This is a genomic window from Vitiosangium sp. GDMCC 1.1324, assembly GCF_003044305.1.
Taxonomy (GTDB): Bacteria; Myxococcota; Myxococcia; order Myxococcales; family Myxococcaceae; genus Archangium.
Window position 1 is genome coordinate 162000 of the sequence record NZ_PZOX01000009.1, and the last position, 22633, is coordinate 184632.

Consider the following 22633-nt stretch of genomic DNA (forward strand, 5'->3'; position numbering starts at 1 on the left):
TCCCGTCACTCCCAGGAGAACTCCACCACGTTGTCCAGCGTCCCCACCTGGCGTCCACTCACCCGTGCGCCCGGGAGGCCCACCGCGCGGAACAGGCCCATCAGCCCGCCCTCGTGGTTCAGGTAGAGGAGGAAGTCCCGCTTCGTCACGAGCATGCCGCTCCTCGGCCCCGACCACTGCACGATGATCTCCCCGAAGCTCGCCGCCGCGCGGAAGGCCACCGGCATGTTGTTGATGAGCTGCCTCGGGCCTTCCTTCGCCAGCAGCATGAAGGCCTTGCCCACCACGGAGCCCAGGAAGCTGGGGGCGATTCCTCCCGAGATGCGCCGGACCGCGCTATCGAAGCCGCCGTGCTTCTCGCTCAGCATCCATGCCGCGTTGTACAGAAGGACGAGGTACTCGCTGACGGGATAGTGGAAGAAGCTCTTGTAGGCCTTCTCCCTGTTGCGCGCGAGACACTGAGCCAGCGCCTCGTCTCCCAGGTCCGCGCGGACCGCCTCCATCGCGGTGTGGAAGGACAGCCCGCGCACGCTGTCGGCGGGAGTGACCAGGGACAGCCTTCGCTGCAACTCCAGCTCCGTACCGAGGCCGGATTCTCCTCCCGTGGAGGTGTGTCCGCCGATCATCCGCAGTGCTCTCCCTCTTTCACCAGAACAGGAGAGTGTAGCCCTTATGGATCGCCCGAGACCATGCCCCCGGAGGAGGGGCTGGTGTTCCATCAGGTGGGACGCCAGGGAGACGGGCGCCGGCCGGACTCAAGCGAGGACGGCGTCGCGGACTTCCTCGAGGTCTCCAAACACATAGCGCTGGCGCCGCACGTCATGGCCCAACCACCGTTGGAGTAGCGCGATGTAGGCCTTGGCCTCGGGAGGTTGGCCGGGCTGGAGGACGAGCTTGAGGTGGTTGATGCGGCGCAGGAAGACGGGGAGGGCCCTGGGCGCGAGCGAGGTGGAGAGCGCCCGCAGGTTGCCGGGAAGGACCTCGGGATGGGAGCGCAGGTGGGTATGTCCCAGCCAGCCCACGAGGGCTTCCCGCTTGGCCGGAAGACACAGACCCTGAGCGACGAGCGCGTCCAACAGCGCTGTCCACCGCGCGGTGTCTGCCTCGTGCAGGCTCTCCGCCAGGTGGCACTCCACGCCCACCTTGGGGAGCACGGCCGCGCCCACGTCGAGGCTCAACGCCATGCGCTCCACCCGGTCCGCGACCGGGGCGAGCAGTGCCTCCAACTCGGCGAGGTCCCCCGGCCAGCCGATGCGGGCCAGATAGCCGGGCATCGTGCCGGGCCCCAGGCCCTGGAGGCACAGCCGGACTCCGTCGAAGCGGCGGGAGAACATGGCGCCTACGGCGGAGACCTGTCCTTCCGGTGGCAGGGCCGCCAGACAGTCCACCACCCGGTCCCGGACGGCGGGCGCCAGGGGCTCGCCCCACAGCAGTGCTAGGGATTCCTCCAGCGCCTCCAGGCGGCGCCAGGCCTTCCGCTCGTACTCGATGAAGAAGGAGGGGATGGGCACGGGCGCCGGCGCCCCCTCGACGTCGAACTCCAGGAAGACGTCGCGGATCTCCTCCTGGAGCAGCGTCCCCGGCTCGTCCCAGTGCGCACCGAAGCGGCGCAGGCGCTCCCAGACGGGGTGGACGAACAGCGAGGGTGACAGGGTGAGCCCGGTGTCTCCGCGGCCGGCGAGCACGCCGCGGCTGCCATCGGCGGCGAGGAAGCGGACGCCGAAGTCGGCCAGGGCCTCCTCCTTGCCCAGACGGCACTCGAAGCCAGAGGCGGAGACAGGCGGCAGGAGGCGGGCAATCCGCTCGATGTCCTCCAGTGCCGTGGGAGAGATGAGACGAGGGGAGAGATGGGGCGCGGAGAGTCTCAGGTACTCATTCAGTGCGTGGGCCATGGACTCTCCCCCAGTCGTTGACGGATGGGCGCTCCGGATGCACCCATCGCGGGTTCTACAGGGTTGGCTTTCCTGGGGAGTGCTACTCCCAGGCCTGCGTGGTGCTCAGCTCCTGCGCATTGCCGGAGATGACGTCATCGAGCTCCGCGTCGCTGAGCTCCGTGAGATTCGCAGGCTGCTCGGAGATGATGTGCTCGTTGTTCATGGCGTTGCCCTCCCTTTGTATGTGAAACCCCGGTCCAGAGAGGTCCGTCCCGGGGGCTCTGGCGGCTGGTAATTCCTGTCGCCGAAAGCGATTCAAAAGATAAAGGAATGGCGGGTTGAAAGTCAAAGCAATCGACCTGTCCGCCGCGAGGGGATTGGATGTATTTGATTGCTTCTGAATGATTCACGGACATGGGAACGTGAAAGACGGGGGAGGCTTGCCGCCGGGGATTGCCGCGCCAACTGGAGCCCGCGCGTCCGAGAGGCTTTCAGCCGGAGCGCAGTGCCTCGAGGCCGTCCGCGAGGACGGGCACCACGGTCGCGGTGGTGAACAGCCGGTTGCGATCCGTGAGCACGGGTAGGAGGAGGCACCCCTCGGGGTCTTCCCAGGGAGCATGAACCTCGGGGCGAGGCATCCTCATGATGGGGGCCTGGGCCCAGCCGCCATCGGGTTGCTGGGCACGCAGCAACCAGCGGAGCCCGGCGTGGAGGGCGGGACCGTGGCGTGGGGGCCCTCCGTCGAGCAGCAGCGTCGCGAGGGCGAGCGCCGTATGGAAGGGCGCGGCCTCGCCACCGTTTCCATTGCCCCAGCCCCCGTCGTGCCGCTGCGCACCCAGCACCCAGCGGGCGGCGAGTGCCACCGGTTCGGAGGCTCCACCCAGGAGGGAGAGCAACCGCGCCGCGTGGAAGGTGGCGTAGGTGCGGCCGTGCCACCAATAGGCTTCCCAGAATCCCTCCGGGGCCTGGCAGGCGCGCAGCCTTCGGGCACAAGCCTCGAGGAGGGGGCGGTGGCCCGGAGCTCCCGCCGCGTACAGCGCCTGTCCCGCCAGGGCGGTGACACAGAGGTGGATGTCGCACCAGCTGCTGCCCGGGTAGCTGGCCCAGCCATTGAGTGAGGGCTTCTCGGCGGGGCGATAGGTGCGGAACCCTCCCTCGGCCTCGTCCCAGTAGCGCAGCAACTGTTCGCAGGCCTCGGAGAGCGCAGCGTCCCAGCCGGGTTCGCCACGCCAGTGCGACAGGAAATGCACCACGTTGGCGATGGAGTCCGCGTCCGCGGGCGTCGCCAGGCTGAAACCCCATCCTCCGCCGGGGTGAGGATGACCCATCAACCAATCCCGGGCGCGCTCCAGCGTGGCCGGGTCACCCTTCACCCGGGCCAATGCATGGCCGACATAGGCTGTCACCCATTGGGAGCTGATGACGTCCCGGTCGCCCACCACGAACCGGAAGCGGAAATCCAGCCAGCGGCCGTCCGCCGTTCGCGCGCTCTCCAGGAAGCGCCGGGCCCGCGCGAGGGCCTCGGTGAGAGTGGTCTCCAGCTCCTCCTCGTGTTCCAGGATTGCCTGCATCGGTCCTCCCCCCGTGGGCCGTTCGGCCGCGAGATGACTCACATCCGCTCGAGCATTCTTGCTGGATAGCGGCCGGTTTTCGAGACCGCCCCTGTTTCATCCCTGGGTGGTGGGAATTGCTTACCGCGGTGGCGTTCCTGTCTGGGATTGTGGTCACCGGAGACGATTCCCGCCGGGACGGAGGAGCGTCGCCGAAGCCGGGCCCACTTGGCGCTTCCGCTATGATGGCCCGGCGTCACGGGGACGCATTCCGCGGAGGGCTGTGCATGTGGCGGCGGTGGGGCTTTGTCGCTGGGGCGGCGCTGCTGACCTTGCTGCTCTGGGTGTTCTGGGGCTTCTGGCGAGAGCCCGGGTCTGGCTCCGGGGCCGCGCGCCATCCGGAGAATCCTCCCGGTGGTGCCGTGGCTCGGTCCTCCTGGCTCACTGGTTCCGCCACCCTCCCGTCCGGAGCGCGGGGCACGTTGTCCATCCAGGGCCAGGTCGTGGGGCCGGATGGACCAGTGCCCGGTGTGCTCGTCGCGGCCATCGCGCCACCGTCTCCAGAGTGGCTCTCCCGGCTGCCTCCCCTGGGTGGACGCTGGCCTCGCTTGGGCTGGTCCTGTGACCCGACGCCGGACACACTGACTCTCTTGGGACTGGCCGCAGAGCGCCGGGGCCATGAGCTCCCTCCGCTGGCTCAGGCCGTCACGGATGGTCGGGGAAACTTCCGCCTCGAGAACCTGGAGGAGGGCGTCTTCACGCTCTGGGCGGAGAGCGGAGCGGGCCTGGGTGTGCTGAAGGAGGTCGTCGCGGGGAGTGAAGGCATCGAGGTGCAGATGGGCCCCGGGAGGGTGTTCTCGGGCGTGGTGCACGACGAGCGGGGCAGGGCGGTCGTAGGCGCGCTCGTCACGGCCCTCCAGCGAGACGTGGGACGCTTCATCGAGACGGCCACGGATGAGGAAGGCCGGTTCCAGCTCGGCCCGCTCCCCTGGGTGAACGACGGGGTCATTCTTTCGAAGCAGGGCTTGCTGCCAGCTAGCCGACGAGCGGCCGAGTCCGGGCCCGACCACCACGAGGTGGTGCTGTTCGCGCCCTGGCAGCTCTCGGGCCACGTGGTGGACGAGCGGGGTCCGGTTCCTGGTGTGACCGTCCAGCTCGAGGACATTGCGCAGGTTCCTCCGACGACCACGGACGCGAGAGGACACTTTGGTTTCGAGGGGCTGTGTCGGATGCCATATTTCCTGGTGGCCAGCAGCGAGGGGCGTTACGCCCGGAAGTGGGTGAGCCTCGAACAGGGATTGGACTCGGTGGAGATCCTCCTTGGTGCCAGCGTCAGGCTGAGCGGGCAGGTCACGGATCCATCGGGCCGACCCATCGAGGGTGCGGAGGTGTCTGTCTCCAGGGCGGGGGGGTGGTGGGGCGCGAAGATCCAGCCGACCCAGACGGACTCGCGGGGCAGGTTCCTGAGCGAGCCATTCGAGTCTGGAACGTACGGGGTGAGCATCCAGGCGATGCGGTATGTCCGAAGGGAGCTTCCTCCGCGATTGCTTCAAGCGTCAGAGGAGCTGCGGGTCTCGTTGAAGGAGGCACTGCTCGTGGAGGGGCACACCGTGGATGCGGAGGGCTCACCCGTAGAGGGGGTCGAGCTGAGCCTGGTGCGTGCCGGGTCCGGGGCGTATGGGCCGTCCTTCTCCAGCGCCCGAACTGGTGCGGAGGGTGCATTCACGCTGAATGCTCCCGATACTGGACCCTGGCTGGTGCGCTCGCGCCATCCGGACTTTCGCGAGGAGGACTTCCCGCTCGCCGCGCCTGCTGAGGATGTGCGCCTGGTGATGAGGAACGCAGCATCCCTCGAGGTCGAGCTGGTGGATGAGAAGGGGCGTCCGGTGCGCGATGCGGTCATCCGGCTGACGGACACGCAGCCTGGCTACCCGCGGGAGGTGTCCAGGGCCACCACCAGCGCGGAGGGCAAGGCCGTGTTCCAGGGGATGAAAGCCGGGCGCTACACCTTGTTGACCAAGGGCTTGGGGGGGGCATTGACGCGACGCTCGAGGTGGAGGTGCATGACCTGGAGGCGAGCGAGGTGCTCTTCCAACTCGAGGAGGGCTGGAGCCTTTCAGGCCAGGTCGTGAATCAGGAGGGGAAGCCCATCGAGGGCGCGCGACTCATCGCGTCTCGAGAGGGGGAGTCCGGTCCGCGAAAGCCCTCCGCGGAGACGAAGTCAGGGGCGGATGGATGGTTCAGGATGGCACGCCTGCCGGAGGGCTCCTGGATACTGGGTTCCAACTATGAGAGTGTGCTCGATGCCGAGGCCTCGAGTGGGATGGACGAGGTCGTTGATCCCACCCATGTGCGCGTTTCTCGCGGGTGCACGGACGTCCGGCTCGTGTTGAGGGCCCGGCCGCAGATCCGGGGACGCGTGGTGCGCGAGGATGGCCATCCGATCACGCTGTTCGAGATCTCCCACCAACAGCTGCGCCATCCCGAGGGGAGGTTCTCCGTGCAAGCGTGGGGGTCCGGAGAGCAGACGCTGTATTTCAGAGCTCCGGGGTTCTCCACGCGCTCTCTGCAGGTGCAGCTGCGGGAGGGCAAGGATCTCGAGCTGGGCGATGTGGTGCTGAAGGATCTCCCAGGGGTGAGTGGGCGGGTGCTCGAGGCTGGAACGTCGGCGCCGATCGCAGGGGCCCGGGTGGAGGTAGGCGGGCGGGTCGCCCCCACGCAGCGGGACGGGAGTTTCACCGTGGAGGGAGTGCCAGAGAGGGCGCTGCTTACCGTGACCCACCCGGACTACGCGTCGGTTCAAGTGCCGATCCGGGAGGACTCGCGAGAGGTGTCGGTGGTGCTCGAGCCTGGAGCCAGACTGGAGGGGCGGATCTCATTGGAGGGGGTGCCAGTGCAGTCCGGCTCGGTCTATCTTCGCTCGGAGCAGGGAGGGGTCGTGGCCACCACGGGCTTCTGGGAGGGGCACTACGCCCTGAGCGCCCTGGCCTCGGGTCGCTTCGTGGTCCAGGTGGTGGCGCCGTCCGACGAGGGCCCGGCACCGATGTTCCCGCTGCGGCAGGTGGAGCTCACCCCGGGCGGCAAGGTGACGCTGGACTTCACAGCGCAGGTTGCGGGTGCAGCGCTGGAGGTCTTCGTGCCCGAGCGGAACCTCGAGGTCCATCTCTTCCCGGGGAGCCTGCCTCTCATGGGACCAAAACAAGGTCTGTATACGAAGATCGTGGGGAGCTACATAGGCAAGCCGGTGCGGGAGGGCGTCGTGCGGTTCTCGCGGGTACCCGCGGGGCACTACACACTGTTCGCCATGCGAAGGGACGAGGATGTCACCTCGGTCCACCGGGAAGAGTTGGAGATTCCCTCCGAGGGCGAGCTCTCCTTCTCTCTGTTGCCGCAGTGGACGCAGTACGCTGACTGACCGCGCTCAGCGGCTCCCGTCGCCCATCTGTTGGCGCATGGCCTCGTGCTGCCGGAAGAGCTTCTCGCGCTCCTGCGAGATGAGCTCACGCGCTCGGGGCTTCTGCGCATCGGTCAGTTGTGTCTCCGCCTCGTTGTAGGCACGGGTGTCGTTGTCCTGCATCTCGCGCATCGTGGAGCGCGCCTGCGCCATCCGCTCGTGCATGGCCTCCCTGTTCGGCCCACCCTCGCCGCCAGGACCGCCCATGCCGCCGCCCATGCGGCCCCCACCCATCATCCCTCCACCCATTGAACCGCCCATTCCACCGCCGCCCATGCGGCCGCCACCCATGCCCCCCATGCCACCGCCCATACCGCCCCTGTGACCGCCACCTGAGGGCCGTCCACCCTCTCCGCGCTGGGGACGGAGCTGCTCCAGCTTCTTCTGGAGGGGGGCGTTCTCCTCCTGGAGTTGCTGCTCCCGCTTCTCCATCCAGGCGACCTGTTCGGCGGTGAGGTTCAGCTCCTCTCGGTGCTCGAGCATGACCGCGAGCGAGGACTTGATGACGGGAGGCCCTCGGGGGGCGTCTTCGGTGGCACGCTCGGAGGAGGAGGACTGGGCACAGGCCGCGAGGGAGAGGGTCAGCCACATCCACAGGGGCAGCATCTTCCAAGTCATGGGTGCCACAGTGCCTCCCGCACATGTTGGAATGATGAATGGCGTATTGCGAAAGATGTACGGACCTCCTGGAGATGCCCATGAACCTGTTCCCATCCGCCTGCCTCGCCGTGCTGCTCACCCTGGCCCCCACCACCTTCGCCGCCGCGCCGAAGAAGCCGGCGAAACCCGAGCCGGCCAAGACGGTGCGGGTGGTGCTCCAGACGGAGAAGGGAGAGATCGAGCTGGCGCTCGACGAGTCGCACGCTCCCGGGACGGTGCGCAACTTCCTCGCCTACGTGGACGGCGGTTTCTTCGAGGGCGGAGTGTTCCACCGCACGGTGAAGCCAGACAACCAGCCGAACAACAAGGTGAAGATCGAGGTCATCCAGGGAGGCATCAATCCCGCTCGCGAGTCCGAGCAGCGCCCGCCGATTGCGCTCGAGCGCACGAGCGTGACAGGCATCAAACACAAGGACGGCACGGTCTCGATGGCGCGCGACACGCCGGACACGGCCGTCTCGGACTTCTTCATCTGCATCGGTGACCAGCCCGAGCTCGACTTCGGAGGCAAGCGCAACCCGGATGGGCAGGGCTTTGGCGCGTTCGGCAGGGTGGTGAAGGGCATGGACGTGGTGCGCGCCATCCAGCAAGCACCCGCGAACGGGCAGCAGCTCACTCCACCGGTGAAGATCCTGCGCGCCACTCGCAAGCCGTGACCCCTGGCGGGAGCCGGGGATACGCTCGGGCACATGGCCAGGGTTGGGATTGTCTCGGTGCCTGTCGGGGAGCAGACGTCTCCCCGGTCCGCCGGGTGAACGGCGGTGACGGGCGAAGGAGAATGCGTCTCATGATGCGCTCTCCCGCCTTGTCCGTTTCGGTGCTGGCCGTGTTCCTGGGGGGCATGGCCCTGGCGGAAGCGCCTCCGCGGCGGGAAGTCGAGGAGTTCCCCCTCACCGACACCGCGTACCCTCAGGAGGCGCTCGAGCTGCAAGTCACGCTGGGCGTGCGTGGCGAGCGCAGGAGCACGTGGGATGCGCTGGAGCTCTCGTTGCTCACGGAGCTGGGCCTGACGGATCGGCTCCAGGTGGAGTTGCGCGCACCACTGCGATGGACCTCGCGCGGAGGAGAAGTGCCGGGCCAGGACCCATCGGGTTCGGGCATCGAGGCGGGGTTGCTCTACGCGCTCATCTCCCGGCCGGACCTGGGGTTGGTCGTCTCTCCGGGATTCGAGGTCGAGCTGCCCCGGATCTTCTCTCAACCCAAGGCTTCGGACCTGGCGGCCACTCCGTTCGTGGCCGTGGCACAGATCCTCGGACCCGCGCGCCTCCACCTGAACCTTGCGCTCGAGGTGCGGGCTCCGCGCGGCTCACTGCGGGAGCTCGAGTTGGAGCCCACCGTCGGTGTCGCGGCGACCGTGCCACTCGGCACGCTGGTGCCGCTGCTGGAGTTCCAGGTCTCCTGGGAAGACGAGGCGCGAGCGTGGGTGGGCCCGGGCCTGGTCTGGCGCCCCGCCTCCTGGTTCGAGCTGGGGCTGGGCCTGCCCGCGCGCCTGGGTCCTGGGGGAGTGGCCGAGGTGCGGCCCACGCTGCTCCTCACCGGCGAACTCGAGCTGGACGAAGAAAGAAACGCGCCAGACAGCCTCGAGGATTGAGGAAGGCGCGAGCGGGCTACCGCTCACCCTCTGAGGAAACGAGGGGTTCCCTTCATGTGCACGGCACCATTCCAGGCAAGTGGAAGGGGTGTCCCGTGCTCGACTCAATCAAAAACGGTAACGAGACAAAACAGGAAAACGTAGCTAGAAGGCCAGGCCGGTCAACCTTGACCTTTCACATGTGAGGAATCACAGCCATGGGTAGACTTCGATCTGAGGCGCGTTGGGTGGGGAGCCGGCGGCTGGCCATCGCGAGCGTTGCCGCGACGTTCGTGGCTTGTGGGACGGATGTGAGTGGAACGGAGGAGCGCTCGGGCGCGGTGGAGCAGGCGCTCGCGGCCTGCTCGTACACCATCACCACGAATACCTACGTGGGCTCGGACTACTGGGGCACGATCACGTTCAAGAACACCGGCGCGAGCGCCATGACGAGCCCGACGATCGCCTTCAACGTCCCGAGCGGCGTGACGTGTGACTATGACGAGACGGGCTGGAAGCACACCCAGAGCGGCGTGACCTGCACGTACTCGAGGACCTCGAGCCTGACGGTGGCCGCGAACGCCTCGTACACGTTCAACTACTCCACGAACTCGAGCACGTCGTTCACCGCCACCAATGTGCAGATCAGCGATCCAAGCTGCGGCGGCACCGGGGGAGGGGGCGGAGGCGGTGGCAGTGGGATGACCGCCAACCAGAAGAAGGTGGCGGAGGCGGTGACCAGCATCTGGGAGAACGACACGCCCGTCCTCGACTACGCGTACGCGGAGGACATCGACGATGGCCGCGGATATACGAATGGGCGCGCGGGCTTCTGTACCGGGACGGGTGACGCCATCCAGGTCATCGAGTGCTACAAGAATCTCCGGAGCGCGGCCAATGGCAACCTGATGGCCAAGTACATGCCGGGGCTCACCACCATCAACAACCGCTTCCTCCAGACGGGCGAGTCCCAGGCCTCGACGTCCGAGCTCGACTCCATCGGCAACTGGGTGAGCGACTGGGCCGCCAGCTACAACAACACCACCACGCGGGCGGACTTCAAGAGCTGCCAGGACCAGGTCAGCGACCGCCTCTACTACACGCCGGCGATGAACGAGGCCGCCAAGTGGGGCCTCGTCACGGCGCTCTCGAAGGCCGCGCTGTACGACGCGTACATCAATCACGGCGAGGACGGCGCGAAGGTCTTCATCAAGGCCGCCAACAACGCGCTCGGCAACAGCGGGCAGGTGGCTCCCGCGATTGGCTACAACGGCATCACCGAGAGTGCCTTCCTGCAGAAGTTCCTCGAGAAGCGCCGCGACACGCTCGCCTCGGATTCGACGTGGGTCGACGCCGTGGACCGGGTCGCCACCTACGAGAAGCTGCGCAGGAAGGGGAACTGGGACCTGGGCACTGCCTTCAGCAACGACGTCCGCGCCCGGGACTGCTGGGGCACGAGCTACCCGAGCAGCGGGTACACGGTGCGGAAGATCAACCCCGACGGCACCTGGAGCACGCCGAGCTCGTACACCTACTCGTGTAACTGAGGTCTGAAAAGACAGGGCCCCGCGACGTCCGAGGAGGACGCGCGGGGCCTTTTCTTGTTCCCGCGGTGGACTCAGGGCGTGGCGTTCATCAGATCAACGGCGCTCTGCTGGCGAGCGGCGTCCGTGCGGTCCAGGGCTCCAGCCCAGCGTAAGCCGTACGCGTCCAGGGCGTTGCGATTGTATGCGTAGGCTGAGTCGGCCTGGCGGCGCAGGTAGCTGGTGTAGGGATGGTCGGACAGCAGCGCGTTCAGCGCTCCCAACCCGCGGACATACGCACCCTTGAACGAGGGGCCGTCGCCGCCGCAGTCGCCGCTCTCGCACGGGTCCCTGAGGATTCCGTTCGAGTGGAGCGCCGTGCTGGTGGTCGATGCGTTCGCGAGCTGGCGTGCGGTGGTCAGCAGCGTGCTGTCACCGGTGGCCCGGTACAGCTCGGTGAGCCCGGCGAGCAGGACTCCCTGGTTGTAGGACCAGACGGGCTGGCCGTTGTTGCGGCAGGTGGTCAGATCGATGCCGTCGTTCACCAGATTGGACGCGTTGATCATCCCGGTGCCCTGGAACCAGGACCACTCGGCGCGGGCCCGTTGCAGATAGACGGTGTCACCCGGGATGCGGTTGTGCAGGGCCGCGTTGAGTTGCAGGTAGAGGCTGTTGGCGATCGCGGCCTTGTACGTCCGGGCGGTGCTCCACCAGACCCCGCCGCCGCACACGGTGTCCCAGTAACGCGCCATGTAGTCGGCGTCGGCCCGGGCGGTGTCCAGGTACCGGCTGTCACCGGTCAGGTCATACGCGGCGATCCACGCCAGACCCCACCAACCCGTGTCATCGATGTAGTCGTTGGTGAAGTTGCCGGCCATGGCGTTCCGGTTGCGGTCGTAGGTGTTGGCGATGGCATAGCGATAGCTGCCCATGCCGCTCACCCGGATGTTGTCGATGATCGCGGTCAGCGCGTTGGCGGAGTTCCACCAGCCCGTGGTGCTGAACAGGCCCGTGCTGTTGTCGTAGAACTGCATGAGCGCGGTCGCGGCGGCGGTGCGCCGATCGTACGCATTCCACGTGGTGCGGGCCCACGGGGTACAGGCGATCTCGGGCCGGTCGCCGGCCTTGCCACAGGCGCGCATCGCACCAACGCCATTCGCGCCCCAGTCGTCCACGTTGTACATCAGGGTGCGCCAGCCCCTGGAGCCCGAGGGAATCGTCGTGTCTCCGAGTTTGCTGCCCGAGGCCCAGGTGCGTCCCCCGTCGAAGGAGCGGTCCAACCACACCTCGTCACCCGGGCTGCCGTTGTCGATGGAGGCCCACGACATCGCGTCGGTGTCGTCGAAGTGCAGTGTGATCTGCCGCGAGTAGATGCTGGCGGTGACCGGCTGGCGGTCCACTGGCGACAGCGCCGGGTCACGGCCATCGCAGTACTTGTTGCAGACGGCCGCCACCGCCGGGGTGGCGAACCCCAGGCTCGACAGCAACACCACTCCATAGGCCTTCATCATCGGCTCCAGTCTTGCTGGCATTGTTTGTTTAGCGGCTATTTCAAGAATTAATTGAATAGCCGAGTAGGCATGGAGTGACAAGCCGTATCAGACGGGCCCCGCACGGTGTGGAGTAGAAGACATTCGCAAAAAGAAAACCGCGCCCCCTCGGACAGGAAGGGACGCGGCTTGGAACTACGGGGGGCGTCGGGTCGCCGCCCGGATGCGGCTAGTAGCGGTAGTGGTCGCTCTTGAAGGGACCCTGCTTGGACACGCCGATGTACTTCGCCTGATCATCGGTGAGCTCGGTCAGCATCGCGCCCAGCTTGGTGAGCTGCAGGCGCGCCACCTTCTCGTCCAGGTGCCGCGGCAGCATGTACACGCCCGGCTGGTACTTGCCCGGGTTGGTGAAGATCTCCAGCTGCGCCAGCACCTGGTTGGCGAAGGACGAGCTCATCACGTAGCTGGGGTGGCCAGTGCCGCAGCCCAGGTTCACCAGACGTCCCTCGGCCAGCAGGATGATGCGCTTCTTGTCCGGGAAGATGATGTGGTCGACCTGCGGCTTGATGTTCTCCCACTTGTACTGCTTGAGGCTCGCCACATCGATCTCGTTGTCGAAGTGGCCGATGTTGCACACGATCGCGTTGTTCTTCATCCGCTTCATGTGCTCGTGGGTGATGACCTGGTAGTTACCCGTCGCCGTCACGAAGATGTCGGCCTTGTCCGCCGCGTACTCCATGGTGACGACCCGGTAGCCCTCCATGGCCGCCTGCAGCGCGCAGATGGGATCGATCTCGGTCACCCACACCTGGGCCTGGAGTCCACGCAGCGCCTGCGCCGAGCCCTTGCCCACCTCGCCGTAACCGGCCACCACGGCCACCTTGCCGGCGATCATCACGTCCGTGGCGCGCTTGATGCCGTCCACCAGGGACTCGCGGCAGCCGTAGACGTTGTCGAACTTGGACTTGGTCACCGAGTCGTTCACGTTGATGGCCGGGAACGCCAGCTTGCCTTCCTTGGCCATCTGGTAGAGACGGTGCACGCCCGTGGTCGTCTCCTCGGTGACGCCGCGGATGTTCTTGAGGATCTTCGAGTACCAGCCCGGCTTCGCCGCCAGCTGCTTCTTGATCGCGGCGAAGAGCACGGTCTCCTCTTCGCTGCCGGGGTTGGCCAGCACGGAGAGGTCCTTCTCGGCGCGGGTGCCCAGGTGGATGAGCAGCGTGGCGTCGCCACCGTCATCGAGGATCATGTTGGGCGTGCCGCCGTCGGCCCAGTCGAAGATGCGGTGGGTGTACTCCCAGTACTCCTCGAGCGACTCGCCCTTGTAGGCGAACACGGGGGTGCCGCCCGCGGCGATGGCGGCTGCGGCGTGGTCCTGGGTGGAGAAGATGTTGCAGGACGCCCAGCGGATCTCCGCCCCGAGGGCCTCCAGCGTCTGGATGAGCACCGCGGTCTGGATGGTCATGTGGAGCGAGCCGGCGATGCGCGCGCCCTTGAGGGGCTGCGTCTTGGCGAACTCGTCACGGATGGCCATGAGACCGGGCATCTCGGTCTCGGCGATCGCGATCTCCTTGCGGCCCCAGTCGGCCAGCTTGATGTCGGCGACCTTGAAGTCGGTGAACTTGCTCAGATCGATTACAGCCCTCATGCATTGCTCCTGATTGGCAGGGGGCTGGATGTGGGCGGACGGCTCCTGCTCGCCTCCCGGGCATCCAGCCACGAGTCAGCGAGCGCCGTTCCACGAACCTGAGCCTGGCGGGAGGGGACCCCCGTTGCAGCGCTCCTCAGGGTGGGCAGACCCTACATCAAGAGGCCCGCGGTTCGCCACACAAGTGATCAGGGCGGAGGGTCGGGCGAGCGGGTGGGTGGAGGGGCAGGGCCCGGGCGCTCAGCCGCGGTAGACGGGAAGCTCGATGCACAGGCGGGCACCCCCCTCGGCACGGTTCTCCGCGATGAGAGTTCCGCCGAAGTGCTCCAGCAACTGGCGCGAGATGACCAGGCCCAGGCCCGTGCCCTTCTCGGGGCCCTTGGTGGTGAAGAAGCTCTCGAAGAGCCGTGACAGCACCTCGGGTGGGAAGCCGGGGCCGTTGTCCTCCACCAGCAGCGCCACGCGCTGGTTCCGCACCTCGCTCCGCACGAGGATCTCTCCCCGGGCCACTCGCGCGTCCTCCAGCGAGTCGCCGGCGTTGACGAGCAGGTTGAGCAGCACCTGGACCAGCCGCCGGGGCGTGGCGAAGACGACGGGGAGGTTCTCGGGCACCTCCACCTTCACCTCGGCCACGTGCTTGAGCCGCACCGCTCCCAGCCGCACCGCGTCCGCCACCACGCCGGCCAGCGCGCACTCGCTGGCTTCCTCCACGTCCATGCGCGAGAAGCCCTTGAGGTCCGTGACGATCTGCTGGATGCGATCCAGGCCCGAGCACGTCTCGGAGAGCACCTCCGCGAGCTCTCCGCGGACCCCGGACTCCAGTGGCTGGGCGAGCACCTCGGTCTGGATGAAGTTCAGGTTGGAGCGGACGAAGGCCAGCGGGTTGTTGATCTCATGCATCACACTGGCGGCCATCCGGCCCACGGTGGCGAGCCGCTCGGACTGGGCTTGTTGCCGGACCGTCAGGGTGAGCTTCTCCATGGCCTCGCGGCGGGCTCGCTCCACGCGAGCCTCATTGCGTGCCTCGGTCACCTTGCGGAACCGCGAGGAGCCGTACATTCCGAAGAACGTGGCCATGGCCACCACGGAGGCCCACGAGATGCCCAGGGTGTGGGCGCCATCCGCCATCCACACCAGCCCCCAGACGCCCAGCATGCAGATGATGCCACTGGCGACGGCCGCGCCCGCCTCCTCCGGGTAGATGCAGGCCACCATCAGCGGCAGGGTGGGCACGAGGTGGACGTACGGGCTCTCCACGTCCCCCGTGAAGTGGACAATGGCCAGGTAGAGCAGGGCGCCCAGTGCGCTGTTGCCCAGGTTGATCACGCGCCGCCAGGGCTCGGAGGCCCGCTCGAACAAGAACGCGCAGGCCACCAGCTCCAGCGCCCAGACCACCCGCACCCCGAGCGCCCCGATGCTGATGCGCGAAAGGGTGAGCAGGTCCAGGACGGAGAGCAGCGGGAGGATCGCCGCGAATATCAGGAACCTCTTGTCCGGACCCGGGCTCGGCTCCGAGCCCGACGTGGCGGATGGCATGGTGGTCAGTCTACCGCCTCCCGGCGTGGGGAGGCGGTGGAGGTCGACGCGTGGCAGGAGGGAGGGGGAGGGGCCCGGCCGGGTCATCCGAGCCGTGCTGTCGGGTTCACTGCGGGACGCAGTATGTCACCGTGGGCGTGAGCGTCTGCCCTTCTCGCGCCTCTCCCGAGATGGAGGGCATGGATGCCTCATATCCCGGATCATCGGGAGGCTTGGGGTTGCATGCGCTGAGCACCACGAGCGCGAGCACCACTGACAGCTTCCACGAATCGCCTCGACCCAGGGCAGAGGGAAGGTCCATGACTCCTCCGAAAGACAGACGCCACGTCTGTTTCGAGGACCATACCCAGGGGGGCGGGCACGGAACGTGGCCATGGCGCCTTTATGTAATCGGATGGCGTTTCTGGAGAAGGGATCGACTTGCCGCCACTGCAGACAAAGGGCCCCCTGTTTTTCTCAGGCGCTGTGAATGCGCCCGTGCCGTCTGTCTCGCTTTCAGACAGCGAGTGACCCATTCGAGGACGCACGCGAGGAGTGTTCTCAAGTTTTTGATCTCCCTGGGCTTTTGTCGCGCCGTGTCAAGAATGTTGGCATGCCGACAACCGGCAGAGGCGCGTGGATGTGCCACCCGGGAGCGGACGGCTCGCTGGAAGCGCCGGGAGTTCCTGGGCGTCTGGATTGTGGCGCGAGGCTTGCTGTGGGCGGGGAGCCGTGCCGGACGGGGCCGAGGGCCCGAGCCGTCCAGGCGCATGAATCGTCTGACAACAGGGGTGCATCCACATGCGGAGCAAGTACGCGGTGCGGTTCGGGTTTGGCGTCATGGTTTCCATGCTGTGTGCGTGCGGCGCGGGGCCGGACGCGGAGCCCATGAGCTACGAGCAGGAGGAGCAGCAGGCCTGGGAGGAGTTCCGGGCGTCGGCCATCTTCGAGCCCGAGATCAATGCCTACATCGTCGATGGGGACATTCCCCTGTCCGACGAGCAGGAGCTGCGGGAGTACTGGGAGGACACCCGCGCGCGGCTGACCCAGGGCCTCACGGTGATGCGTTCGGGCAGCACCGACGTCATCTGGAACACCACCCAGCGCTACAACCTCACCTACTGCGTGAGCAACAGCTTCGGCACCAACAAGACGCTGGTGGTGAACACCATGGCGATCGCGACGGCCTCCTGGAGCGACAAGATCGGCGTGGCCTTCAAGTACGTGCCCGCCCAGGACGCCACCTGCACCTCGAGCAACGCCAACGTCGTGTTCGACGTCAGCCCCTCGTCCTCGACGAGCTACTTCGCGTCGGCCTTCTTCCCCAACGACGCGCGCTCCGCGCGCCGGCTGCTCATCACCAGCTCGGCCTTCACCACGACGGCGGGCGGCCGTGACTTCCAGGGCATCCTGCGCCACGAGCTGGGCCACACCCTGGGCTTCCGCCACGAGCACATCTGGACCGGCTGCACGACCGAGACCTCGGCCGACGCGCGGCTGCTGACGTCCACCTATGACTCGAACTCGGTGATGTTCTACCCGCAGTGCCGCGCCTCGGGCACGGGCGGCTACCGGCAGACGGCGAACGACTTCGCGGCCGCCCTCACGCTCTACCCCAAGTGAGCGCGTAGGCATTAAAGACTGACGGCGTTCGAGGGCGGCTCCTTCGCGGGGGCCGCCCTTCTGTTTTCGCGCGTCAGGGAGGCGGTGGGAATCGCATCCACCGCCCCCTGATGGGAGGCTCGCTCAGCGGCCCTCGCGGGCCACGGCGCTCCCCAGCAGGCCCCGCGCACGGCTCAGCAGCTTCACGAACTCCTCGCGGTCCGCGTTGCCGTCAGTGGCTCCCTCGGCGAGCTTCTGCGCCGTGGCCAGGTTCCAGCCCTGGGCGCTCGGGCTGCCGCGCAGCACGTCCGCCGTGGCCGCCACCGCCAGCGCGAAGCGGAAGTCCGGCGAGGCCGCGTCCAGCGTGGCCCGCACCATTCGCTGCTCGAGGGGGAAGGCCTGCTCGGAGGCCTCGGTGCCGTTGGGCGCCTTGGCGCGGATGCGCACCGTGCCCAACGCGGCCTTCTCGCCCGTCAGTTCCACCTCGTACACCGCCGTGACGCTGTGGCCCGCGCCAATCTCTCCCGCGTCTACCTTGTCATCGCGGAAGTCCTTGTCGGCGATGTCCCGGTTCTCGTAGCCCACCAGCCGGTAGCGGCGCACCACCTTCGGGTCGAACTCCACCTGGATCTTCACGTCCTTGGCGATGACCTCGAGCGTGCCGGTGAGCTGCGTCTCGAATACCTTCTTCGCCTCCTTGTAGCTGTCGATGTAGAAGCAGTTGCCGTTACCCTTGTCGGCCAGCTTCTCCATCAGGTCGTCCCGGTAGTTGCCCATGCCGAAGCCGATGGCGGACAGGGTGACACCTTCCTTCACGTGGCCCTGGATGCTGTTGAGCATGGTGTCCGCGGAGACGTTGGGGCCGATGTTGGCGTCACCATCCGTGAGCACCACCACGCGTGACACCACGTTGCCCGAGGCCTTCTTCACCGCGTGCCTGTACGCCATCTCCATGCCCGAGCCCATGGCCGTGCCACCGCCGGACTCCAGCCCGTCGATGGCTTTGTAGATGCGCTCGATGTCCGTGGCTGGAGTGGGCGAGAGCACGTCCCGGGTGCTGCCCGCGTAGGTGACGATGGCCACCGTGTCGTTCTCGTTGAGGTTCTTCACCGCGAGCTTCATCGCCTCCTTGGCCAGCGGCAGCTTGTCCGGCTGGCTCATGGAGCCGCTGGTGTCCACCAGGAAGACGAGGTGTGCCGGCTTGCGCTGCGAGCGCGAGACGACCTTGCCCTGCACGCCCACGCGCACGAAGTGGCGGCTCGCGTTGAAGGGCGAGGGCGCTCCCTCGAGGTGCACCGTGAAGGCGCCCTGCTCGGGCGGTGTGTAGCGGTACTTGAAGTAGTTGACGAACTCCTCGACCCGGACGGCCGCGTGCGGCGGCAGGGCTCCCTGGTTGAGGTAGCGGCGGGACACCGCGTAGGAGGCCGTGTCCACGTCCACCGCGAAGGTGGAGAAGCGATCCGTGGCGGTGTCGATGAAGGCGTTGGGCGCGTGCTCGGCGAAGCTGTTGCCCTGGGACTGGGGCTCCGGTTGCTGCTGCGGCAGCTCCCTTGCCACCTTCATCTTCATGGGGGGAGGGGGAGGCGGCGTGCTTGGTGCCGGCGCGGCGGCCACGATTCCGGCTGGTTCGGCGGGTGCCATCGCCGCGCGGCTGCGGCGCTCCGGGGCGGCCAGGGCGCCCCCCGTGCTGGCCGTCATCGGCTTCGGGCTCGGCTTCGCAGGGGCGTCGGCTTTCGCCTTGTCCTTGGAGAACTCCGCCTCCGTGGCGTCATCTCCCTGCACGGGCTGGGTCTGGGCGACGGGTCCGGCCTCCTCCTTGGTGAGGCTCGGCTGGGACTTCCAGTCGCCGGACTCCGTGGTGCCTCCGGCGGTCCTGTAGGACGTGCTGCACCCCGGGACGAGGCTCAGGGCGAGAGCGGCGCTCCCCCAGCGGGTCAGGCGGTTCAGCTTGGACGATGGCATGTGCGCTCCGGTTGTTTCCGTGGGAACGGTTGCTCGGAACGCACCAGCCGCGATTTGGGTCTAACGCGGCCTCGCGAATTTTCCCCCGAAGCTCCCGGGGAGGAGCTCCACCAGGAATCGGCTCCCCCGGCGCACGGCGTTCTGCACTGGGTCCAGGGCCACGCACAACCCGTAGGTCAGGCCAATGAGCACCAACGCCAGCAGTGCGTACTGCCCCCAGCTGCTCCGGTTGCCCCACACCTTCTCGAAGGAGAAGCCGAAGATGTGGAAGTAGAGCAGCGCCTCATGGAAGAAGTACGCGGACATGGACGCGGTGCCGAACGTCTCCACGAAGCGACGCACCCGGGAGGGCGTGGAGCTCGAGGCCGTCCGCCACTCCAGCCCCACCAGCGCCAGCAGCACGATGCACACGCATAGCCAGCGATCGGCCGCGTTGGACGGGTTGGTGACGAAGAAGCGGTGCTCCGGGTACAGGTTGCGCAGGGGCTCCGCCGCCAGTGAGCCCGCGACTCCGAGCCCGATGAGGAAGAGCAGGGCGCGGACGAGCCCGGCCCGGCCCTGTTCGCCCGCCACCGCTCCGGCATATGCCCCCAGCCATGTGAAGCCGAGCCACGGCAGCAGGGGGAACACGGCCCCGGTCGACTTGTTGAGAACGTAGGCCCACGGGCCGTTCACGGCCTCCCCGAGCGGGGACAGGAAGAAGGTGACGAGCGCCAGGGCCAGGGCCACGCCCCGCAGCACCCGGGGCCTCGAGGCCAGCGCGGCGGCGAAGGGCAGGACGATCAGCAGCGACAACCCCACGCAGTGGAGGATGTCCAGGCGTGCCAGCCACTTCGGCTCCCGGAACAGGGGGAACCACATCCAGTTGACCAGCGTGGCCACGCCGAGCACCTGCAGCGTCCGCCGCAGGTTGCGCCCGAGCCGCTCGCCCCGTTTGCCGCTCGCGGCGCTCCGGACCAGCAGCAACGCGAGCGCGAAGCCCGCGGAGAAGAGGAACGCCGGGGCCACCAGCCCGTCGATCTTGAGCAGGAACTTCGTCGTCTCGCTCTGGCGCAATTCCGGACGCAGCAGCACCAGCGCGTGGCACTGGATCATGAACAGCACCGCGATGCCGCGCAGCCAGTCGATGGCGCGGACGCGCTCGTGGGTGGATGCGGGGCTCATGGCAGGCAGGCGAGTCCGGCTTCGGGCGCTTCGGCGTCCTGGAGTTGCAGCAGGCAGCGCAGAGCCTGCGGATCCGGCGTGTCCGAGACCCAGGCGCGCCGCCACAGGAGCGCGGCCACGCGGTTGGGAATCCGCGAGTCCGGGGCGACCAGGGCGCGAACCACGCCGTTGCTCCCGACCTTCGCCTCCTGCCGGAGCGCATCCAGCGTGGACACGATGTCGGGGCAGCCCTCGGGGCAGTTGTAGAGGAAGACCGCGTGCCCGTGCTCCAGGTTGTGCAGCCACACGCACCGGTTCGGTTCGGTGTCGTGAACCTGGCAGCGCAGCGTGTCGGCGCAGTGGTCACCGCTGGTGGGCGGGTTCAGCCCGTCTCCGCACGCGGTGCTCGAGCAGGTGAGGTGCCTCGCGCTCGCGGGAGGCGGCGAGAGCGGGAAGTCGTAGCGGGAGCAGTCGAGGTCGTCGCTCGGGCCGCAGGCGGCGAGCCACGGAGCCAGGAGGAGGGCGGGGAGGAGGCGGTGGCGCAGGGACATCGGTGGCCCCTCTTATCGCATCCGGCCCTGGGTGGACGAGGGGTCAGGCGGCCCGGCGCTTCGCACTGCGTCAGGAATCCGCGGCCGGGTCCAAACCGTGAACATCTCCTCACTTTGGGGGTGCGTTTCACGCGGGCCTTCCTCTACGGTCCCGCCCCGCCATGAACCGCACCTCTCCCGTCATGCAGATCCTGCGCGCGGCCCTCGCGATCGTGCCGCTCGTCGCATCCCCTGGCTGTGCGCCCTCGGCGCATGGCTCCACCACGCCCCCTCCCGGAGAGCCGCCTGCCGCTCCGCCTTCCGAGCAGCCGCAGAAGCCCACCGAGGTCCAGCCCACCGCCGAGGATGCGCGCCAGTTCGCCACCCGAGTGAACGAGGACCTCAAGCGGTTGTGGGTGAAGCAGTCCACGGCCGAGTGGATCAAGTCCACGTACATCACCGACGACACCGAGCGGAACGCGGCCACCGTCAACGAGGAGGTGATGGGCTACCTCAACCAGGCCATCAAGCAGGCCGCGCGCTTCAAGGACGTGCAGGGGCTGGACGCGGATACCTCGCGCACGCTGCACCTGCTGCGCGTGTCCTCCGCGCTGGTTGCGCCGAGTGATCCGCAGAAGCGCGCCGAGCTGGCCTCCATCGCCGCGAAGCTCGAGGGCCTCTACGGCAAGGGCAAGTACTGCGGCAAGGACGGCAAGGGCACCTGCAAGGATTTGGAAGAGCTGTCCGACGTGATGGCCAAGAGCCGCAAGTACGACGAGCTGCTCGAGGCCTGGGTGGGGTGGCACACCATCTCGCAGCCGATGCGCCCGCTCTACGAGCGCCTGGTGAGCATCTCCAACGAGGGTGCGCAGGAGATCGGCTTCGCGGACCTCGGCGCGCTCTGGCGCTCCAACTACGACATGCCGCCCGAGGCCTTCGAGAAGGAGGCCCAGCGGTTGTGGGGGCAGGTGAAGCCCCTCTATGACGATCTGCACTGCTACGTGCGCGCCCGGCTGGCGAAGCAGTACGGCGAGGACAAGGTGCCCGCCGGCAAGCCCATCCCCGCGCACCTGCTCGGCAACATGTGGGCGCAGGAGTGGAACAACATCTACAACCTGGTGGAGCCCTACAAGGGGCAGCCCAGCCTGGACGTGGATGCCGAGCTGACGAAGCAGAAGTACGACGCCATCCGCATGGTGAAGACGGGCGAGGCCTTCTTCACCTCGCTGGGGCTCAAGTCGCTGCCGCAGACGTTCTGGGAGCGCTCACAGTTCACCAAGCCGCGCGACCGCGAGGTGGTCTGTCACGCCAGCGCGTGGGACGTCACCTACGACAATGATCTGCGCATCAAGATGTGCATCAAGCCCACCGAGGAGGACCTGGTCACCATCCACCACGAGCTGGGCCACGACTACTACTACACGTACTACTACACGCTCCCGGCGCTCTATCAGCAGGGCGCGAATGACGGCTTCCACGAGGCCATCGGCGACGCGCTCACCCTCTCCATCACTCCGAGCTATCTCAAGCAGCTGGGCCTGCTGAAGGAGCTCCCCAAGGGAGACAAGGGCCTCATCAACCTGCAGATGAAGGACGCCATGGAGAAGGTGGCCTTCCTGCCCTTCGGGCTGCTCGTGGACCAGTGGCGCTGGGAGGTCCTCTCTGGCCGCGTGAAGCCCGAGGACTACAACAAGTCCTGGTGGGCGCTGCGCGAGAAGTACCAGGGCGTGCGCGCGCCGGTGGAGCGCTCCGAGAAGGACTTCGATCCGGGTGCCAAGTACCACGTCCCCGCCAACGTCCCCTATACGCGCTATTTCCTGGCGCGCATCCTCCAGTTCCAGTTCCACCGCGCGCTCTGCCAGGCCGCCGGTTTCCAGGGGCCCCTCCACGAGTGCTCCATCTACGGCAACAAGGAGGCCGGCAAGCGGCTCCAGGCGATGCTGGAGATGGGCGCCAGCAAGCCCTGGCCGGACGCGCTCCAGGCCCTCACCGGCCAGCGCGAGATGGATGCCTCGGCGATCCTCGAGTACTTCGCTCCGCTGCGCGCCTGGCTCCAGGAACAGAACAAGGGCCAAAAGTGCGGTTGGTAGGAGATCCCCGGTAGACACGAAT

At 67.5% G+C, this 22633-nt stretch carries 19 protein-coding genes and 1 riboswitch; of the genes, 7 read left to right on the top strand and 12 right to left on the bottom strand.

Translation table 11 applies throughout. The features are described from left to right. Positions 1 to 5 precede the first annotated feature (5 nt). The 4 genes from DAT35_RS26125 to DAT35_RS26135 form a co-directional block, all read right to left on the bottom strand. Positions 6 to 626 carry a TIGR02265 family protein gene (locus DAT35_RS26125; protein ID WP_158501878.1) on the bottom strand — a complete coding sequence of 207 codons (621 nt, stop codon included), beginning with the start codon at positions 624 to 626 and terminating at the stop codon, positions 6 to 8. Between the two features lie 129 nt (positions 627 to 755). Continuing rightward, positions 756 to 1892, bottom strand: coding sequence for a hypothetical protein (locus DAT35_RS26130; RefSeq protein ID WP_108069869.1), 1137 nt, complete (start codon positions 1890 to 1892; stop codon positions 756 to 758). A gap of 82 nt (positions 1893 to 1974) precedes the next feature. After that, the gene (locus DAT35_RS61850; protein ID WP_255415207.1) at positions 1975 to 2097 is read right to left on the bottom strand and encodes a hypothetical protein; all 123 of its coding nucleotides are present in this window, start codon (positions 2095 to 2097) and stop codon (positions 1975 to 1977) included. Between the two features lie 268 nt (positions 2098 to 2365). After that, positions 2366 to 3445, bottom strand: coding sequence for a prenyltransferase/squalene oxidase repeat-containing protein (locus DAT35_RS26135; RefSeq protein WP_108069870.1), 1080 nt, complete (start codon positions 3443 to 3445; stop codon positions 2366 to 2368). Positions 3446 to 3711: 266 nt separating this feature from the next. Between DAT35_RS26135 and DAT35_RS26140 the strand changes: the two genes are divergently transcribed. Then, positions 3712 to 5556 carry a collagen binding domain-containing protein gene (locus DAT35_RS26140; protein WP_158501879.1) on the top strand — a complete coding sequence of 615 codons (1845 nt, stop codon included), beginning with the start codon at positions 3712 to 3714 and terminating at the stop codon, positions 5554 to 5556. A 113-nt stretch (positions 5557 to 5669) separates the two neighbouring features. Further along, positions 5670 to 6839: a carboxypeptidase-like regulatory domain-containing protein gene (locus DAT35_RS26145; RefSeq protein WP_146209887.1), complete on the top strand. Its 1170-nt coding sequence runs from the start codon at positions 5670 to 5672 to the stop codon at positions 6837 to 6839. 6 nt (positions 6840 to 6845) lie between these two features. Here DAT35_RS26145 and DAT35_RS60020 read toward each other — a convergent pair whose 3' ends face one another. Beyond that, complete coding sequence (locus DAT35_RS60020) at positions 6846 to 7496, bottom strand: hypothetical protein (protein WP_199243002.1); 651 nt, start codon at positions 7494 to 7496, stop codon at positions 6846 to 6848. 80 nt (positions 7497 to 7576) lie between these two features. Here DAT35_RS60020 and DAT35_RS26155 point away from each other — a divergent pair, with 80 nt between their 5' ends. The 3 genes from DAT35_RS26155 (at position 7577) to DAT35_RS26165 (ending at position 10655) form a co-directional block, all read left to right on the top strand. Further along, a complete protein-coding gene (locus tag DAT35_RS26155; RefSeq protein WP_108069873.1) occupies positions 7577 to 8194 on the top strand; it encodes a peptidylprolyl isomerase in 618 nt (205 codons plus the stop codon). Positions 8195 to 8325: 131 nt separating this feature from the next. Further along, positions 8326 to 9129 (top strand): hypothetical protein, encoded by an 804-nt coding sequence (locus tag DAT35_RS26160; protein WP_108069874.1) that lies wholly within the window; start codon positions 8326 to 8328, stop codon positions 9127 to 9129. Between the two features lie 197 nt (positions 9130 to 9326). Next, a complete protein-coding gene (locus DAT35_RS26165; protein WP_108069875.1) occupies positions 9327 to 10655 on the top strand; it encodes a chitosanase in 1329 nt (442 codons plus the stop codon). 71 nt (positions 10656 to 10726) lie between these two features. Here DAT35_RS26165 and DAT35_RS26170 read toward each other — a convergent pair whose 3' ends face one another. The 4 genes from DAT35_RS26170 to DAT35_RS26185 form a co-directional block, all read right to left on the bottom strand. Beyond that, positions 10727 to 12142: a glycoside hydrolase family 76 protein gene (locus DAT35_RS26170; RefSeq protein ID WP_108069877.1), complete on the bottom strand. Its 1416-nt coding sequence runs from the start codon at positions 12140 to 12142 to the stop codon at positions 10727 to 10729. Between the two features lie 208 nt (positions 12143 to 12350). Further along, on the bottom strand, positions 12351 to 13769 hold the full coding sequence (gene ahcY, locus DAT35_RS26175) for an adenosylhomocysteinase (protein WP_108069879.1): 1419 nt from the start codon (positions 13767 to 13769) through the stop codon (positions 12351 to 12353). 73 nt (positions 13770 to 13842) lie between these two features. After that, a riboswitch (S-adenosyl-L-homocysteine riboswitch) is annotated at positions 13843 to 13913 on the bottom strand. Between the two features lie 96 nt (positions 13914 to 14009). Continuing rightward, positions 14010 to 15305 carry a sensor histidine kinase gene (locus tag DAT35_RS26180; protein ID WP_108069881.1) on the bottom strand — a complete coding sequence of 432 codons (1296 nt, stop codon included), beginning with the start codon at positions 15303 to 15305 and terminating at the stop codon, positions 14010 to 14012. 106 nt (positions 15306 to 15411) lie between these two features. Further along, positions 15412 to 15606, bottom strand: a complete 195-nt coding sequence (locus DAT35_RS26185; protein ID WP_108069883.1) for a hypothetical protein — start codon at positions 15604 to 15606, stop codon at positions 15412 to 15414. 479 nt (positions 15607 to 16085) lie between these two features. On the opposite strand from DAT35_RS26185, the gene DAT35_RS26190 reads away from it, so the two are divergent. Then, positions 16086 to 16907: a M57 family metalloprotease gene (locus tag DAT35_RS26190; protein WP_108069885.1), complete on the top strand. Its 822-nt coding sequence runs from the start codon at positions 16086 to 16088 to the stop codon at positions 16905 to 16907. A gap of 123 nt (positions 16908 to 17030) precedes the next feature. Here the strand turns inward: DAT35_RS26190 and DAT35_RS26195 are convergent, their stop codons facing one another. The 3 genes from DAT35_RS26195 to DAT35_RS26205 are packed head-to-tail and all read right to left on the bottom strand — an operon-like array spanning position 17031 to position 20542. Next, positions 17031 to 18848 (bottom strand): von Willebrand factor type A domain-containing protein, encoded by a 1818-nt coding sequence (locus DAT35_RS26195; protein ID WP_108069887.1) that lies wholly within the window; start codon positions 18846 to 18848, stop codon positions 17031 to 17033. 60 nt (positions 18849 to 18908) lie between these two features. Then, the gene (locus DAT35_RS26200) at positions 18909 to 20012 is read right to left on the bottom strand and encodes a heparan-alpha-glucosaminide N-acetyltransferase domain-containing protein (RefSeq protein ID WP_108069889.1); all 1104 of its coding nucleotides are present in this window, start codon (positions 20010 to 20012) and stop codon (positions 18909 to 18911) included. Continuing rightward, entirely contained in the window at positions 20009 to 20542 is a 534-nt protein-coding gene (locus tag DAT35_RS26205; RefSeq protein WP_108069891.1) for a DUF3105 domain-containing protein, read from the bottom strand. The genes DAT35_RS26200 and DAT35_RS26205 overlap by 4 nt, the downstream gene beginning before the upstream one ends. A 161-nt stretch (positions 20543 to 20703) precedes the next feature. Here DAT35_RS26205 and DAT35_RS26210 point away from each other — a divergent pair, with 161 nt between their 5' ends. Beyond that, a complete protein-coding gene (locus DAT35_RS26210) occupies positions 20704 to 22611 on the top strand; it encodes a M2 family metallopeptidase (protein WP_108069893.1) in 1908 nt (635 codons plus the stop codon). The last annotated feature ends 22 nt before the right edge of the window (positions 22612 to 22633 follow it).

Coding starts and splice junctions, on each gene's coding strand:
- DAT35_RS26195 (WP_108069887.1), bottom strand. CDS start 18,848: ATGCCATCGTCCAAGCTGAACCGCCTGACCCGCTGGGGGAGCGCCGCT.
- DAT35_RS26180 (WP_108069881.1), bottom strand. CDS start 15,305: ATGCCATCCGCCACGTCGGGCTCGGAGCCGAGCCCGGGTCCGGACAAG.
- DAT35_RS26190 (WP_108069885.1), top strand. CDS start 16,086: ATGCGGAGCAAGTACGCGGTGCGGTTCGGGTTTGGCGTCATGGTTTCC.
- DAT35_RS26165 (WP_108069875.1), top strand. CDS start 9,327: ATGGGTAGACTTCGATCTGAGGCGCGTTGGGTGGGGAGCCGGCGGCTG.
- DAT35_RS26170 (WP_108069877.1), bottom strand. CDS start 12,142: ATGATGAAGGCCTATGGAGTGGTGTTGCTGTCGAGCCTGGGGTTCGCC.
- DAT35_RS26155 (WP_108069873.1), top strand. CDS start 7,577: ATGAACCTGTTCCCATCCGCCTGCCTCGCCGTGCTGCTCACCCTGGCC.
- DAT35_RS26200 (WP_108069889.1), bottom strand. CDS start 20,012: ATGAGCCCCGCATCCACCCACGAGCGCGTCCGCGCCATCGACTGGCTG.
- DAT35_RS26210 (WP_108069893.1), top strand. CDS start 20,704: ATGAACCGCACCTCTCCCGTCATGCAGATCCTGCGCGCGGCCCTCGCG.
- DAT35_RS26185 (WP_108069883.1), bottom strand. CDS start 15,606: ATGGACCTTCCCTCTGCCCTGGGTCGAGGCGATTCGTGGAAGCTGTCA.
- DAT35_RS26130 (WP_108069869.1), bottom strand. CDS start 1,892: ATGGCCCACGCACTGAATGAGTACCTGAGACTCTCCGCGCCCCATCTC.
- DAT35_RS26125 (WP_158501878.1), bottom strand. CDS start 626: ATGATCGGCGGACACACCTCCACGGGAGGAGAATCCGGCCTCGGTACG.
- DAT35_RS26145 (WP_146209887.1), top strand. CDS start 5,670: ATGGCACGCCTGCCGGAGGGCTCCTGGATACTGGGTTCCAACTATGAG.
- DAT35_RS26205 (WP_108069891.1), bottom strand. CDS start 20,542: ATGTCCCTGCGCCACCGCCTCCTCCCCGCCCTCCTCCTGGCTCCGTGG.
- DAT35_RS26140 (WP_158501879.1), top strand. CDS start 3,712: ATGTGGCGGCGGTGGGGCTTTGTCGCTGGGGCGGCGCTGCTGACCTTG.
- DAT35_RS26160 (WP_108069874.1), top strand. CDS start 8,326: ATGATGCGCTCTCCCGCCTTGTCCGTTTCGGTGCTGGCCGTGTTCCTG.
- DAT35_RS60020 (WP_199243002.1), bottom strand. CDS start 7,496: ATGACTTGGAAGATGCTGCCCCTGTGGATGTGGCTGACCCTCTCCCTC.
- ahcY (WP_108069879.1), bottom strand. CDS start 13,769: ATGAGGGCTGTAATCGATCTGAGCAAGTTCACCGACTTCAAGGTCGCC.
- DAT35_RS61850 (WP_255415207.1), bottom strand. CDS start 2,097: ATGAACAACGAGCACATCATCTCCGAGCAGCCTGCGAATCTCACGGAG.
- DAT35_RS26135 (WP_108069870.1), bottom strand. CDS start 3,445: ATGCAGGCAATCCTGGAACACGAGGAGGAGCTGGAGACCACTCTCACC.